The 12,411-nt window shown below is 67.7% G+C and carries 15 protein-coding genes and 1 pseudogene; 10 read left to right on the top strand and 6 right to left on the bottom strand.

Translation table 11 applies throughout. The features are described from left to right. Positions 1–9: 9 nt before the first annotated feature. Positions 10–849 (bottom strand): bifunctional hydroxymethylpyrimidine kinase/phosphomethylpyrimidine kinase, encoded by an 840-nt coding sequence (gene thiD, locus AB7P10_RS01535; RefSeq protein ID WP_428292066.1) that lies wholly within the window; start codon positions 847–849, stop codon positions 10–12. A gap of 115 nt (positions 850–964) precedes the next feature. Between thiD and AB7P10_RS01530 the strand changes: the two genes are divergently transcribed. Genes AB7P10_RS01530 through AB7P10_RS01515 form a run of 4 tightly spaced genes read left to right on the top strand, consistent with a single transcriptional unit; the run spans position 965 to position 4,010 of the window. Next, a complete protein-coding gene (locus tag AB7P10_RS01530) occupies positions 965–2,044 on the top strand; it encodes an FAD-dependent oxidoreductase (RefSeq protein ID WP_428292065.1) in 1,080 nt (359 codons plus the stop codon). 12 nt (positions 2,045–2,056) lie between these two features. Then, the gene (thiS, locus tag AB7P10_RS01525) at positions 2,057–2,254 is read left to right on the top strand and encodes a sulfur carrier protein ThiS (RefSeq protein WP_428292064.1); all 198 of its coding nucleotides are present in this window, start codon (positions 2,057–2,059) and stop codon (positions 2,252–2,254) included. A gap of 17 nt (positions 2,255–2,271) precedes the next feature. Then, positions 2,272–3,081 (top strand): thiazole synthase, encoded by an 810-nt coding sequence (locus AB7P10_RS01520; RefSeq protein WP_428292183.1) that lies wholly within the window; start codon positions 2,272–2,274, stop codon positions 3,079–3,081. Further along, positions 3,078–4,010, top strand: coding sequence for a thiamine phosphate synthase (locus AB7P10_RS01515; RefSeq protein WP_428292063.1), 933 nt, complete (start codon positions 3,078–3,080; stop codon positions 4,008–4,010). Before AB7P10_RS01520 ends, AB7P10_RS01515 begins: the two co-directional genes overlap by 4 nt. A 15-nt stretch (positions 4,011–4,025) precedes the next feature. Here AB7P10_RS01515 and AB7P10_RS01510 read toward each other — a convergent pair whose 3' ends face one another. Next, on the bottom strand, positions 4,026–4,538 hold the full coding sequence (locus tag AB7P10_RS01510) for a hypothetical protein (protein ID WP_428292062.1): 513 nt from the start codon (positions 4,536–4,538) through the stop codon (positions 4,026–4,028). Between the two features lie 128 nt (positions 4,539–4,666). Continuing rightward, positions 4,667–5,212, bottom strand: a complete 546-nt coding sequence (locus AB7P10_RS01505; RefSeq protein ID WP_428292061.1) for an MOSC domain-containing protein — start codon at positions 5,210–5,212, stop codon at positions 4,667–4,669. A 62-nt stretch (positions 5,213–5,274) separates the two neighbouring features. On the opposite strand from AB7P10_RS01505, the gene AB7P10_RS01500 reads away from it, so the two are divergent. From AB7P10_RS01500 to AB7P10_RS01480, 5 genes are all read left to right on the top strand, one after another. After that, a complete protein-coding gene (locus AB7P10_RS01500; RefSeq protein WP_428292060.1) occupies positions 5,275–5,508 on the top strand; it encodes a SlyX family protein in 234 nt (77 codons plus the stop codon). A 77-nt stretch (positions 5,509–5,585) separates the two neighbouring features. Further along, positions 5,586–6,848, top strand: a complete 1,263-nt coding sequence (gene serA / locus AB7P10_RS01495; protein WP_428292059.1) for a phosphoglycerate dehydrogenase — start codon at positions 5,586–5,588, stop codon at positions 6,846–6,848. A 133-nt stretch (positions 6,849–6,981) separates the two neighbouring features. Further along, a complete protein-coding gene (locus AB7P10_RS01490) occupies positions 6,982–8,169 on the top strand; it encodes an NnrS family protein (protein ID WP_428292058.1) in 1,188 nt (395 codons plus the stop codon). Between the two features lie 63 nt (positions 8,170–8,232). Then, the gene (fdxA, locus tag AB7P10_RS01485) at positions 8,233–8,556 is read left to right on the top strand and encodes a ferredoxin FdxA (protein ID WP_428292057.1); all 324 of its coding nucleotides are present in this window, start codon (positions 8,233–8,235) and stop codon (positions 8,554–8,556) included. Beyond that, a complete protein-coding gene (locus AB7P10_RS01480; RefSeq protein WP_428292056.1) occupies positions 8,556–9,254 on the top strand; it encodes a succinate dehydrogenase iron-sulfur subunit in 699 nt (232 codons plus the stop codon). Before fdxA ends, AB7P10_RS01480 begins: the two co-directional genes overlap by 1 nt. A gap of 247 nt (positions 9,255–9,501) precedes the next feature. Here AB7P10_RS01480 and AB7P10_RS01475 read toward each other — a convergent pair whose 3' ends face one another. After that, positions 9,502–10,023 (bottom strand): Mov34/MPN/PAD-1 family protein, encoded by a 522-nt coding sequence (locus tag AB7P10_RS01475; protein ID WP_428292055.1) that lies wholly within the window; start codon positions 10,021–10,023, stop codon positions 9,502–9,504. Continuing rightward, positions 10,020–11,228, bottom strand: a complete 1,209-nt coding sequence (locus tag AB7P10_RS01470; RefSeq protein ID WP_428292054.1) for a ThiF family adenylyltransferase — start codon at positions 11,226–11,228, stop codon at positions 10,020–10,022. The genes AB7P10_RS01475 and AB7P10_RS01470 overlap by 4 nt, the downstream gene beginning before the upstream one ends. Before the next feature lie 28 nt (positions 11,229–11,256). On the opposite strand from AB7P10_RS01470, the pseudogene AB7P10_RS01465 reads away from it, so the two are divergent. Then, positions 11,257–11,466, top strand: a pseudogene (locus tag AB7P10_RS01465) (Lrp/AsnC ligand binding domain-containing protein); the annotation flags it as partial. Positions 11,467–11,531: 65 nt separating this feature from the next. Here AB7P10_RS01465 and AB7P10_RS01460 read toward each other — a convergent pair. After that, positions 11,532–12,410: an NAD(P)-dependent oxidoreductase gene (locus AB7P10_RS01460; protein WP_428292053.1), complete on the bottom strand. Its 879-nt coding sequence runs from the start codon at positions 12,408–12,410 to the stop codon at positions 11,532–11,534. Position 12,411: the final 1 nt, after the last annotated feature.

Here is a 12,411-nt window from a genome sequence, read left to right as displayed (position 1 = left end):
CGCCGCGCTTCAGTCCCGTGCCCGTTTGATCTGCGCCACGGGCGCAAAGCCGTGGTTGAGCGGGCCGTGGCCGCCACCGGTGTAGACGTCGGCGCCTTCGGCAATGGCACGCAGGATGTAGCCGCGCGCGAGCACCACGGCCTGCTCCAGGGGCTCGCCCAGGGCCAGGTGCGCGGCGATGGCCGACGAGAGCGTGCAACCCGTGCCGTGTGTGTTGCGACTGGCGATGCGCGGCGAAGCGAGGCGGCGCGACAGCCCGGAGCCGGCCACCAGCAGGTCGGCCACCTCATCGCCCGGCAGGTGCCCGCCCTTGAGCAGCACGGCGGGCGCGCCCATTGCGAGCAGGTCGCGCGCGGCGGCCTCGAGCTCGTGCGCCGCTTCGATAGGCCGGCTGAGCAGGAGCGCGGCCTCGTCCAGGTTGGGCGTGACCACCGTGGTCAGCGGGAACAGCTCGTCCACCAGCACCTGCACTGTCATCGGGGTGATCAGCTGGTCGCCACTGGTGGCGACCATCACCGGGTCGAGCACCACGCGCCGCACGCCGTAGTGCTTCAGGGCCCAGGCCACGGTGCGCACGATGTCGGGCGCGTGCAGCATGCCGATCTTCACCGCGTCCACGCCGATGTCGTCGAACACCGCGCACAGCTGCGCCTTGAGCATCTCGGGCGGCACGCCGTGGATGGCGCTCACGCCCAGCGTGTTCTGCGCGGTCAGCGCGGTGATGGCGGTCATGCCGTAGCAGCCGAGCGCCGCAAAGGTCTTCAGGTCGGCCTGGATGCCGGCGCCGCCGCCGCTGTCGGAGCCAGCGATCGACAGGACACGGGTGTAGCGCTGGGGTTCGTTCGTCATGGCGCGCATTCTAGAGAGGCGCCCCGCGCGCGGCGCTTCTTCTCCTTCTGCCTCCGGGAGAGGGTTGGGGTGAGGGCACGCACGCCAAGATGCTTCAGGATCGAGATGAACTGACATGAACACCTCGCAAAAACCCGACGCGGTGGTCCTCGGCGCCGGCCTCATGGGCCGTCTGCTCGCCTGCGCGCTGGCGCGGCGCGGGCTGCGCGTGGAGGTGTTCGACGCCGGTGGCCCCGAGGCGGAACACGCGGCCGCGCGCGTGGCCGCGGCCATGCTCGCGCCCCTGGCCGAATCGGCCGTGACCGAACTCAACGTGGTGCGCATGGGCCAGCATGCGCTGGCGCGCTGGCCGCAGTTGCTGGCCACGCTGGAGCGCCCGGTGTTTTTCCAGCAGCAGGGCACGCTGGTGCTGTGGCACCGGCAGGACGCGGCCGAGGCCGAGCGCCTGGCCGGCCAGCTGGCGCGCACCAGCGCCGCCCTGCCCACGCTGGCACCCGCGCAGCGCCTGGACGGCCGCGCCATCACCGCGATCGAACCCGCGCTGGCCGATCGCTTCGTGCAGGGCCTGTACCTGCCGCAGGAGGGCCAGCTCGACAACCGCGAACTGCTCGCCGCGCTCGCGCACCAGATGCAGGTGCTCGGCGTGGACCTGCACTGGCACACACCGAGCACACCCGCCGAGGTCGACCCGGGCCCCGGTACCTGGCTGTTCGACTGCCGCGGCCTGGGCGCGCAGCCCCAGTGGAACGCGCTGCGCGGCGTGCGCGGTGAAGTGGCGCGCGTGCACGCGCCGGGTGTCAGCCTCTCGCGCCCCACGCGCCTGGTGCACCCGCGCTACCCGCTGTACATCGCGCCCAAGCCCGAAGGCCTGTTCGTGATCGGCGCCACCGAGATCGAGTCCGACGACCTCTCGCCGGCCAGCGTGCGTTCCGCGCTGGAGCTGCTGAGCGCGGCCTACACCGTGCACCCCGGTTTTGGCGAGGCGCGCATCGTCGAGCTGGGCGTGCAACTGCGCCCCACCCTGCCCGACAACCTGCCCGCGTTGCGCCTGACCGCACCGCGCAGAATGGCGATCAACGGCCTGTACCGCCACGGCTTCATGATTGCGCCCGCCCTGCTGGACGCGGCGCTCGAACTGGTGGACCAGGACCGCTCGCCGCTGGCCGAACGCCTTGGCCTGGCGCTGATCCGCTGAAAGAACGACCGCATGAACGTGCTCATCAACCAGGAACCCCGCGAACTGCCCGAAGGCGCCACGCTGGCCGACGCACTTCGCGCATGGGAGACGCCGGCCGTGTTCGCCGCTGCCGTCAACCTGCAGTTCGTGCCGCGCGCCGCGTATGCGCAGCATGCGCTGGCCGAAGGCGACCGCATCGAGATCATCGCCCCGATCACGGGAGGCTGAGGAACACCACCATGGACATGAACACGAACACGCTCACCCACGACGACCCTTTGCTGCTCTACGGTGAGACCTTCGCCAGCCGCCTGCTGCTGGGCACCTCGCGCTACCCTTCACCCGCCACGCTCGAAGCTGCCGTGAAACGCGCGCAACCTGCCATGCTCACCGCCTCGCTGCGGCGCCAGGGCGCGGCACAACCGGAGGCCGGCGCGGCCTTCTGGAAGCTGCTGCAGGAACTCGCTGTGCCGGTGCTGCCCAACACCGCGGGCTGCCACACCACGCAGGAGGTCATCACCACGGCACAGATGGCGCGCGAGGTGTTCAACACCCCGTGGATCAAGCTCGAACTCATCGGCGACGACTACAGCCTGCAGCCCGACACGCTCAACCTGGTGGACTGCGCGCGCCAGCTCATCAACGACGGCTTCAAGGTGCTGCCCTACTGCACCGAGGACCTGGTGCTGTGCCAGCGCCTGGTGGACGCGGGCTGCCAGGCGGTGATGCCCTGGGCCGCACCCATCGGCACCGGCCAGGGGCCGGTCAACCCCTACGCCATGCGCCTGCTGCGCGAGCGCCTGGGCGTGCCGCTGATCGTCGACGCCGGCCTGGGCCTGCCCTCGCACGCCTGCACCGTGATGGAATGGGGCTATGACGCCGTGCTGCTCAACACCGCCGTGGCGCTGGCGCAGTCGCCGGTGGACATGGCCGGCGCCTTTGCCGACGCGGTGCGCGCCGGGCGCGCGGCATTCCGTTCGGGCGCGATGCAGCCCCAGGCCAGCGCCCAGCCGAGCACGCCAGTGCTGGGCACCCCGTTCTGGCACCACACATGAACCTGACCAGCACCACCGAACAGATGGCGCGCGACATCATCGACGCGCACCCATCCCTGGCCCTGCCCGTGCTGCCGGGCGCTGAGGCCCCTGCGCCCGCGTCCGACGACCCGGTGTTCACCGCCGCGCTGCAGGCCTGCCACGCGCTCGGCTTTGTGCCCGCCGACGCGCTGTGCGTGGCGCGCGCCTGGGCCACGCGCACGCGGCGCACCGGCCAGTTCGACCCGGGCGCCTGGCCCGACGAACCGGCCGACTTCCACATGGCGCCCTATCCACGAGAACAGGCCTACGCACCCTGCCCCCGCGACATCGGCCTGTATGCGGTGATGCCCGACGCCGCATGGACAGTGCGCATGGCGCGCGCCGGCGTGCCCACGGTGCAGTTGCGCTTCAAGTCGGGCGACGCCAACGCGGTCCGCTCCGAAGTGCGCGCCGCCGTCGAAGGCGTGCGCGACACCGGCGCCTGCCTGTACATCAACGACCACTGGGAAGCGGCCATCGAGGCCGGGGCCCATGGCGTGCACCTGGGGCAGGAGGACCTGCAGGCCATGACGCCCGAAGGCCTGGCCGCCATCCGCGATGCCGGCCTGCGCCTGGGCCTGAGCACGCACGGCTATGCCGAGATGCTGATCGCCGAGCGCCACAGCCCCAGCTACATCGCCATGGGCGCGGTCTACCCCACCACGCTCAAGCAGATGGCCACCGCGCCCCAGGGCACGGGCCGCCTGCGCGCGTACGCACGCCTGCTGCGCGACGTGCAGCACATGGCGATCGGCGGCATCGACCTGCGCAACCTGCCCGAGGTGCTGGCCGCCGGCGTGCGCAACGTCGGCGTGGTGCGCGCGCTGATGACGGCCGACGACCTGGAGGCGACCGTGGCCGAATGGAAAGCCGCGCTGGCCCGCGACGCCGCCTGCACTGCGCCTTGAGACGCCCCGGGGCCCTCAACCGCCGAGGGCCACGAACCGATCGGCCCGGGCGGCGTCGCGCACGGCCGGCAGCATCGTCTGCATCGCCAGCGCGGGGCGCGCACCCCCGAGCCATTCGTTGGGCGTGACGAACCACAGCGCGAGTTCGACGTCGTCCAGCACGCCCCGCAGTTCGGCCAGCAAGAGGCGCATGCCCGGGTGCACGGCCGCGCGCGGCAGGTCGAACTGGAACAGCGGCAGCATGCGGCCCCAGGGGCTCTCGACCGTCAACACCCGCTGCGCGACGATCCAGCGCGCCACCAGCGAGATCGGCTGGGACACGAGCGGCTGCGAATCGTCCGTGCATTGCGCGCGGATCAGGTCGGCCAGTTCGTCGTCGCTGACCAGCCCGCCGATGTCGGCGAAGGCGGCAGCGAGGGACAGCCAGTGGCGCACCGGCAGCACCTGCCGCTGGGGTTCGCGCGGCTGCGGCAGGGTCTCGGTGAAGGCGGCCTCGGGATGGACAAGGGGCCGAACGATTTCTGGCATGCGCAAGCTCCTGGTGTGTGACCCGCGAGTTGCGGAGGGCACCGAAGGGTCGCTTGCGACGGGGTCGGAGTCTGTGCGATGACGCACAGACTCCCTGTGATGCGGTAACCGCGGTGTGAAACGCCGCGTTACACGGGTTGCAGCGGTGCGTGCGGCCCGTCGGGCAAGACCGGCAGCACGCCATCACCCACCGCCACCACGCCACCGCACAGCACGACCGCCATCACACCGGCCTTGCGCACCAGCGCACCATCGGGCGTGCGGTCCAGCACCGCGGCCATCAGGCCGGGCTGGAAGTGGTCAATCTGCGCGCACGGGTTGCGCAGACCCGTGATGCGCACCACGGCCGCGGCACCCAGACGCAGCTCGGTGCCCGTGGGCAGGGCCAGCAGGTCGATGCCGCGCGTGGTGATGTTCTCGCCCAAGTCACCGGGCCGCACCGCATGGCCCCGGTGCGCGAGCTCATCGAACAGCTCGGCCTGCAGCAGGTGCACCTGGCGCAGGTTGGGCTGCGCCGGGTCGCGCGCCACGCGCGAGCGGTGCTGCACGGTCTCGCCGCAATGCGCATCGCCCTGCACGCCCAGGCCGGCGAGCAGCGTGATGGCGGTGGTCATCGACTTGGAGAACGCGTGCACCGGGCTGAGGTGGACGGCGAGGACGTGTGCAGGGCGCATGGTGCCGCGGGTTTTAGCACAGGCCTTCGCACCGCGGCCCGACATCGCGTCCAATACAGGGCATGACGGCCACCACCCCTTCCCGCCCCGACACCACCGAACACCGCCTGACCGAGCTGGAAATCAAGGCCAGCTATGCCGAGGACCTGCTGGACACGCTCAACCAGCTGGTGGCACGCCAGCAGGAACAGATCGAGCTGCTGCTGCGCGAGGTGAGCCGCCTGCGCCAGCGCGGTGAACCCGACGCCGCACCCGCGGCGCGCGACCCGCGCGACGAGCTGCCGCCGCATTACTGAGACGGCATCCGCAGACCCCGTTGGTGGATAGGGATGCTCTGCGCAAGGACGCTTGATCCCGACTACATTGGTCGGACATGAGCACTGCCCTGCCCCCCTCCAGCCTCCAAGCCGCCACCACCTCGGTCGACAAGCGCAAGATCCGTTTCCTGCTGCTCGAAGGCATCGACCCCTCGGCCACCGCCACGCTGCAAGCGGCCGGCTACAGCCAGATCGAAACCATGGCGGGCTCGCCGTCCGACGACGAGCTGCGGCGCAAGATCGCCGATGTGCACTTCGTCGGCATCCGCTCGCGCACCCAGCTCACCGCCGAGGTGCTGGCCCACGCGCCCAAGCTGATCGCCATCGGCTGCTTCTGCATCGGCACCAACCAGGTCGACCTGGTGGCCGCACGACAGCGCGGCATCGCGGTGTTCAACGCACCGTTTTCCAACACCCGCTCGGTGGCCGAGCTGGTGCTGGGCGAAGCCATCCTGCTGCTGCGCGGCGTGCCCGAAAAGAGCACGGTGGCACACCGCGGCGGCTGGCTCAAGACGGCCCGCAACGCGCACGAGATCCGCGGCAAGACGCTGGGCATCATCGGCTACGGCGCCATCGGCTCGCAACTCTCGGTGCTGGCCGAAGCGCTGGGCATGCAGGTGGTCTTCGTCGACGTGCTCAGCAAGCTGCCGCTGGGCAATGCCCGCCAGCTGGCCACCCTGCCCGAACTGCTGGGAGCGGCCGACGTGGTCAGCCTGCACGTGCCCGAAAACGCCAGCACCGAATGGCTGATCGGCGCGCGCGAGATCGCGCAGATGAAACCCGGCGCAGTGCTCATCAACGCCTCGCGCGGCCGCGTGGTCGAGATCGAGCCACTGGCCGCCGCGCTGCGCGAGCACCACCTGGCCGGCGCCGCCATCGACGTCTTTCCCCAAGAGCCGCAGAGCAACGCCGACGTCTTCGATTCGCCCTTGCGCGGCCTGGACAACGTGATCCTGACACCGCACATCGGCGGCTCCACGCTGGAGGCACAGACCAACATCGGCAACGAGGTGGCGGAGAAGCTCGTGCGGTACAGCGACAACGGCACCACCACCTCGTCGGTCAACTTCCCCGAGGTGGCGCTGCCCGCCCACCCCGGCAAGCGCCGCCTGCTGCACGTGCACCGCAACATGCCCGGCGTGCTGTCGGCCATCAACCGGGTGTTCGCCGACAACGGCATCAACATCGCCGCGCAGTACCTGCAGACCCGCGACGACGTGGGCTATGTGGTGATCGACGTCGACGCCGCGCATGCCGACACCGCCCTGGCCGGGCTGGCCGGTGTGGGCGGTACCTTGCGCACCCGCGTGCTTTTTTGATGCCGGCCTGGCGGGTATTGCCTTGCCCTGGTCAGCAGATCCCTATAAGATGCATTTTAAATGAATATTTAACGTCGCCGCCTGGGCTGGATGTGCTCCAGGCCCCGATCCCCATTGGATGAGCCCCTTGCCCATGCCCACCGCCACCGATTCGGCCCGCCTGCCATCGCCGCAAGGCTGGCCATTGCTGCGGCTCGGCTTTCGCCCGTTCTACCTGGGAGCCGCCGCATACGGCATGCTCGCCATCCCGCTGTGGATCGCCGTCCTGCTGGGGCAGATGTCCTTGAACCTGACGCTCTCGCCCGTGCTGTGGCACGCCCATGAAATGCTGTTCGGTTTTGCGGTTGCCGTCATCGTGGGTTTTCTGCTGACGGCGGGCAAAGCCTGGACCGGGCTGGACACGCCACGAGGCGCCGTGCTGGCAGCGCTTGCGGGCTTGTGGCTGGCGGCCCGCCTGGCAGCCGTCTTTGCACCGTATGGGGTCTATGCGCTTCTGGACCTGCTGCTGTTGCCGCTGGTGGCCGGCATCTTCATCGCGTTGCTCCTGCGCGCGGGCGGCGGGCGCAACCTGCCCTTGGGCTTCATCCTCCTGTTGCTGACCCTGGCCAACGCGGTGTTTCACGGCGCCGTGAGCGGGCTCATCGACGTGGATCCGGTTCGCGCCCTGCACGCGGGGCTGGCGATGATCGTGATGATCGAGTGCGTGATCGCCGGGCGGGTGATCCCGGCGTTCACCCAGTCGGCGCTGCCTGGCATGCGGCTGAAGGTGCCACCCGTTCTGGAACGGGCCACGCTCGGTACCACGGCCATCGCGCTGGCTTTGTGGGTGCTGGCACCGGCCAGCATCTTCAGCGCCACCGTGCTCGGTGCAGCGGCCTTGCTGCATGCCCTTCGCCTGCTGCGCTGGAAACCGTTGCGCACACGCTCGCGCCCCATCCTTTGGGTGCTGCACCTCGCCTATGCGTGGCTGCCCATCGGCCTCGCGCTGCTCGCGCTGTCCCAGCTCGGCGTGGTGGGCGTGTCCTCCGGCATCCACGCCCTGGCGGTGGGCGCCACCGGCGGGCTCATCATCGGCATGATCACCCGCACCGCACGCGGCCACACCGGGCGGCCACTGCAGGCCTCAAGGCTTGAGACAGCCGCGTACCTGCTGGTGGCCGGCGCTGCCGTGGCAAGGGTCCTGCTGCCGCTGCTGGCGCCGCAGCACCTCGTCATCTGGCTGGTGGCCGCGGCAGCCGCCTGGGGCTTCGCGTTTGCCCTGTACCTGATGGTGTTCTCGCCCTGGCTGGTCACGACCCGCCTCGACGGAAAGGACGGCTGAGCAGATGGCCCACCTGTCTCCACTGGCTGTATCCGCAGCAGCCCTTTCTGACTGGGGTCGACCATGACTTTCGTCGTCACCGAAGCCTGCATACGCTGCAAATACACCGACTGCGTGGACGTCTGCCCGGTCGACGCCTTTCGCGAAGGGCCGAACTTCCTCGCCATCGACCCCGCAGACTGCATCGACTGCGCGGTGTGCGTGCCGGAATGCCCGGTCAACGCCATCTACGCCGAAGAGGATGTGCCGCCCGACCAGTTGCACTTCACGGCACTGAACGCCGAACTGGCGCGCGAATGGAAACCCATCGTGCGCACCAAGCTGCCGCTGCCGGACGCCGAGGAGTGGAGCAAGGTGACATCGAAACTGTCGGAGCTGAAGCGGTAATGCACACCTTCAGGATCTACCGCTACGACCCGGATGTCGATGTCAAGCCGCACATGCAAACGGTTCAGCTCGAGGTCAACCCGGGCGACCGCATGCTGCTCGATGTGCTCATGAGGCTCAAGGCGATGGACCCGAGCCTGTCATTCCGGCGCTCCTGCCGCGAAGGCATCTGCGGCTCGGACGCGATGAACATCAACGGCAAGAACGGGCTCGCATGCGTCACCAACATGCTGTCGCTGGACGGCGTGGTGACGCTCAAACCCCTGCCGGGCTTGCCGGTCATCCGCGACCTGATCGTCGACATGACCGACTTCTTCAAGCAGTACCACTCGATCCGGCCCTACCTCATCAACCCGGCACCACCCCCGGAGCGGGAGCGCCTGCAGTCGACCGAGCAGCGTGAGGAGCTCAATGGCCTGTACGAATGCATCCTGTGTGCGTGCTGCTCATCGGCCTGCCCCAGCTTCTGGTGGAACCCGGACAAGTACGTGGGGCCCGCCGGCCTGTTGCAGGCCTACCGCTTCCTCGTCGACAGCCGCGACACCGCCACCGCAGAGCGACTGGACCACCTCAACGACCCGTTCCGCCTGTTCCGCTGCCGCGACATCCTGAACTGCGTGGACGTGTGCCCCAAAGGATTGGTCCCGGCGGGTGCCATCAGCAAGATCAAGGAAATGATGGTTCGCCGCAGTGTTTGAGACTGAATGAATGACGAACCCGACACCGTCAGCTGTCGCTGACCTGCTGTACTTCGGGTGATGAGGACAGCTCAAGACTGACTGCTGCCGTTCGAGCTTGACCGGTGAGTGACTGAAGCACGCGAAAGCAGTTGCTCCCGGTCAGGCTAACAGCCGTGCGACTATGCCAGGGCGACCCAGGCTGAGCAGACCATTCGCCAGGAGTTGGCGAAGCATGGCGATGACAAGCGCAACGCCGATGCTCAGGTCAGGTTTCCTCCGGGTTCGCGCTCAGAATCCATCGGCGAGCAGCCGCACTGGAAACGCTCCACACCGCGAGTCCTGATGCACTTCGTGCCCGTCCCACGATCATCATCAGCAGCGCGTTGCTGTTCAGCTGCGAACTGGCGATCAGGCGGCGCATGGCATCGTCGTCGAGTCCCGAGGCGCTTGGGTGGTCTTCGACATGCGCATGCCACTCGCCCAGGTACAGCAGACCACGTTTGTGTCGGTCCTCGATCGCGCGCTGTGCGGCGGCGGGGTTAGAGCGGTAGCGAAACCTGGAGCGCTCGTCGCCAGCATACGGGCCAGAGGCCTCGGTCACGCAGACCTGTGTGGCATTGAGCGTGCCAAACAGCTGGCCGCCGGCCTCTGTTGCCCAAGGGGCGGACTGTCGGTGCCGGCTGACGTGTTGCAAGGCCGGCAGGGCAATCGACAGAGCTTGAGAGATGTCGTCGAGATGCCCGACGATCGAGTGCTTCGGCATAGGCTTTGCAAACAAGCAGATCATGGCCAGACAAACTCGCGCATCGTCAGCCGGTCGGTGAAGGTCTCTCGCAGTATGCCGCCGTTGGCTTCTACCACTTCGGGGTCGCCCATCCACACGCGGCGGCACGAGGCAGGCACCTTGTCCAGCAGCGTATCGAGTGCCAGCCCGGCCGCCATCCCTACTGTGGGGTGCAAATCGATCACGCCATGCGGCTGGAAGCTGTTGCCACACCCAGCCTCCACGATGAGTGCCCCGGATTCATCCGACCAATCCGTCAACCGGAAGTTCGGCCGCTCCTCGCCGTCAAACCCCGCCAGGATCGACGCCCGGCCGTAGAGCAAGAGAGCATGCCCTGCGGCCGCATAGGCCTCGGCCCAGGTGCTGAGGTGAGCCGGAGGGCGTGCCAGGCTTCGTCGCCAATGGTCCGGCGCTGCCTCGCCGTCGAAGTCGATGCCCGCCGTGATGATCAAGTCGGCGCCTGCCAAATGGTCAAGGTCCTTGGAGCCTAGCCATTCGACGCGGTTGCGAAACGCGTGTTCAAATGTCAGGTGAGGAAACTCACGTCGCAGGTGCTCTTTCAGCGACGAGGCCTTGTTGATGCCGACGTGGAACATGCCCAGCGGATGCCGAGAAACGTTGGCCGTCGACAGGCTGTCGGCGTCGACGAAGATCTGTTCGCCCACTCCTGCCTGGGCGAGAAGGCGCGCCACCGCCGCACCAATGGCGCCGCAGCCCACGATGGCCACCTTGCGGTTCCTGACCGACGCATAGCTCGAAGGGTGATCCCGACCGTGAACCCATGCCCCGTCGACACGTGCGACTTTGCAGCGCTCGACAGGCCGCTTCGAGTAGGAGCCGACAATGCGCTCAGCAGGCACCTTCGGCATGTGCCGAAAACCCTTCATCACATCACGCCGCTCGGCGCCCCGCAGCACCACTGCCGCGAAGGCCGTGCCGGTCTTGGTGTCGACCTCGAAAAGGAACGGCGACAGCAGCCCAGGCTCCAGGCACTTTCGGACGATGTCTTGCGGGAGCAACTTGGTAATTTCGTCGCCGGTTTCCGGAAATTCACGCGGCGTCCACGGCTGCGAAGGGCGGAACAGCCAGGTCGGGTAGATCTGCTTGTCGCCAGGGTTGGCGCCCGTGTTGCGAAGCCAGCGCTTGAGCGCGTCCTTGTCATCGGCGATGACGTGGCGGTTGGCCCTTGCATCGAAAAAGTAAGCCACTTCGCGCGTGACGCCGCCCGAGGTGACGAGGCTCGCCGAACACGACGAGGTGATGGAGTGCTACCTCATGACCGGCGACTCGGACTACCTGATCCGTGTGGTCGTGGCAGACATCGCAGCGCTAGAGCGTTTCATCCTCGACCAGCTCACGCCGATCGCCGACATCGAGAAAATCCGATCCAGCTTCGCGCTCAAGCAGGTGCGTTACAAGACGACGCTGCCGCTACACAACCTTTGATTCGCATGGGAGCCAGCGCCGCTCTGGGTCGAGTGCGCTGCACCTCGTCAAACAGCGGCCAAGCATCAAGATTCGCCAACGGCATCCTCCCTGCTCACTTGTCCCAGGGCAGCCCAGTCTAGGTTTGACCACCCCCGCGCCACGGCTTTCAGGTACTGGTCTCGCACCAAACTTGCCAGTGGAAGCGCAACGTGGGCGCTGTCAGCGGCACCAAGCGCCAGCTTCGCATCCTTCAGCCCCAAGCGCAGCGGAAAGGCCGGTGGGGAATATGCCTCCTGCGCAATCAAATCGCCGTAAAGGCGATAGATGGGCGCCGGGTAGATGGAGCCTGTGAGAACATCCACCAGCTGTTGGGCTGCAACACCGTGCGCGCCCGCTAGCGCAAACAGCTCACCCCATGTTTCGTTCATAACTGCAACACTCAAGTTGCCGCAAAGTTTGACCACGTTGGCTGCGACCGGATCGGCCCCCAACTCGAAGGTCTTCTGTCCGACTGCCTCAAACACGGGCGCGGCCACTTGAAGATCAGCCGCAGTACCCGCTGCCAGAATAAACAGCTTGCCAGCTGCGGCGGCAGCCGGACGCCCAAACACGGGTGCACTAACAAATCCTCGCCTGTGCCGGGCATGCGCATCGCGCATCTGGGCAGCCAATGAAACGCTAATGGTGGCCATACAGACGTGCACCGCACCCCGGGGCATAGCGTCCAACACGCCCGCGTCCAGCACAGTAGCATTCACAGCATCGTCGTCTGCGAGCATGCTCACAGTCACCGGACTGGTCGCAGCAGCAGCCGGCGAATCAACAGATACGGCACCTTCCTCTACAAGTGTGTGCAACCGATGCGGCGTCCTGTTGTAGACCCTGACCTTGTGACCAGCCGCCAGGAGGCGCCGAATCATCGGTACACCCATCGCACCAGCCCCGATGAAACCGATGTCCATT

Source organism: Hydrogenophaga sp., from assembly GCF_050182545.1.
In the GTDB taxonomy this organism is placed as follows: Bacteria; Pseudomonadota; Gammaproteobacteria; order Burkholderiales; family Burkholderiaceae_C; genus Hydrogenophaga.
This window is presented reverse-complemented; position numbering and strand designations above follow the sequence as displayed.

Excerpts from the sequence above, each read along its gene's own strand:
- serA (WP_428292059.1), top strand. The coding sequence starts at position 5,586 with ATGAGCACTGCCCTGCCCCCCTCCAGCCTCCAAGCCGCCACCACCTCG.
- AB7P10_RS01480 (WP_428292056.1), top strand. The coding sequence starts at position 8,556 with ATGCACACCTTCAGGATCTACCGCTACGACCCGGATGTCGATGTCAAG.
- AB7P10_RS01490 (WP_428292058.1), top strand. The coding sequence starts at position 6,982 with ATGCCCACCGCCACCGATTCGGCCCGCCTGCCATCGCCGCAAGGCTGG.
- AB7P10_RS01530 (WP_428292065.1), top strand. The coding sequence starts at position 965 with ATGAACACCTCGCAAAAACCCGACGCGGTGGTCCTCGGCGCCGGCCTC.
- AB7P10_RS01460 (WP_428292053.1), bottom strand. The coding sequence starts at position 12,410 with ATGGACATCGGTTTCATCGGGGCTGGTGCGATGGGTGTACCGATGATT.
- AB7P10_RS01520 (WP_428292183.1), top strand. The coding sequence starts at position 2,272 with ATGAACACGAACACGCTCACCCACGACGACCCTTTGCTGCTCTACGGT.
- AB7P10_RS01510 (WP_428292062.1), bottom strand. The coding sequence starts at position 4,538 with ATGCCAGAAATCGTTCGGCCCCTTGTCCATCCCGAGGCCGCCTTCACC.
- thiS (WP_428292064.1), top strand. The coding sequence starts at position 2,057 with ATGAACGTGCTCATCAACCAGGAACCCCGCGAACTGCCCGAAGGCGCC.
- AB7P10_RS01515 (WP_428292063.1), top strand. The coding sequence starts at position 3,078 with ATGAACCTGACCAGCACCACCGAACAGATGGCGCGCGACATCATCGAC.
- AB7P10_RS01505 (WP_428292061.1), bottom strand. The coding sequence starts at position 5,212 with ATGCGCCCTGCACACGTCCTCGCCGTCCACCTCAGCCCGGTGCACGCG.
- thiD (WP_428292066.1), bottom strand. The coding sequence starts at position 849 with ATGACGAACGAACCCCAGCGCTACACCCGTGTCCTGTCGATCGCTGGC.
- AB7P10_RS01475 (WP_428292055.1), bottom strand. The coding sequence starts at position 10,023 with ATGATCTGCTTGTTTGCAAAGCCTATGCCGAAGCACTCGATCGTCGGG.
- AB7P10_RS01500 (WP_428292060.1), top strand. The coding sequence starts at position 5,275 with ATGACGGCCACCACCCCTTCCCGCCCCGACACCACCGAACACCGCCTG.
- fdxA (WP_428292057.1), top strand. The coding sequence starts at position 8,233 with ATGACTTTCGTCGTCACCGAAGCCTGCATACGCTGCAAATACACCGAC.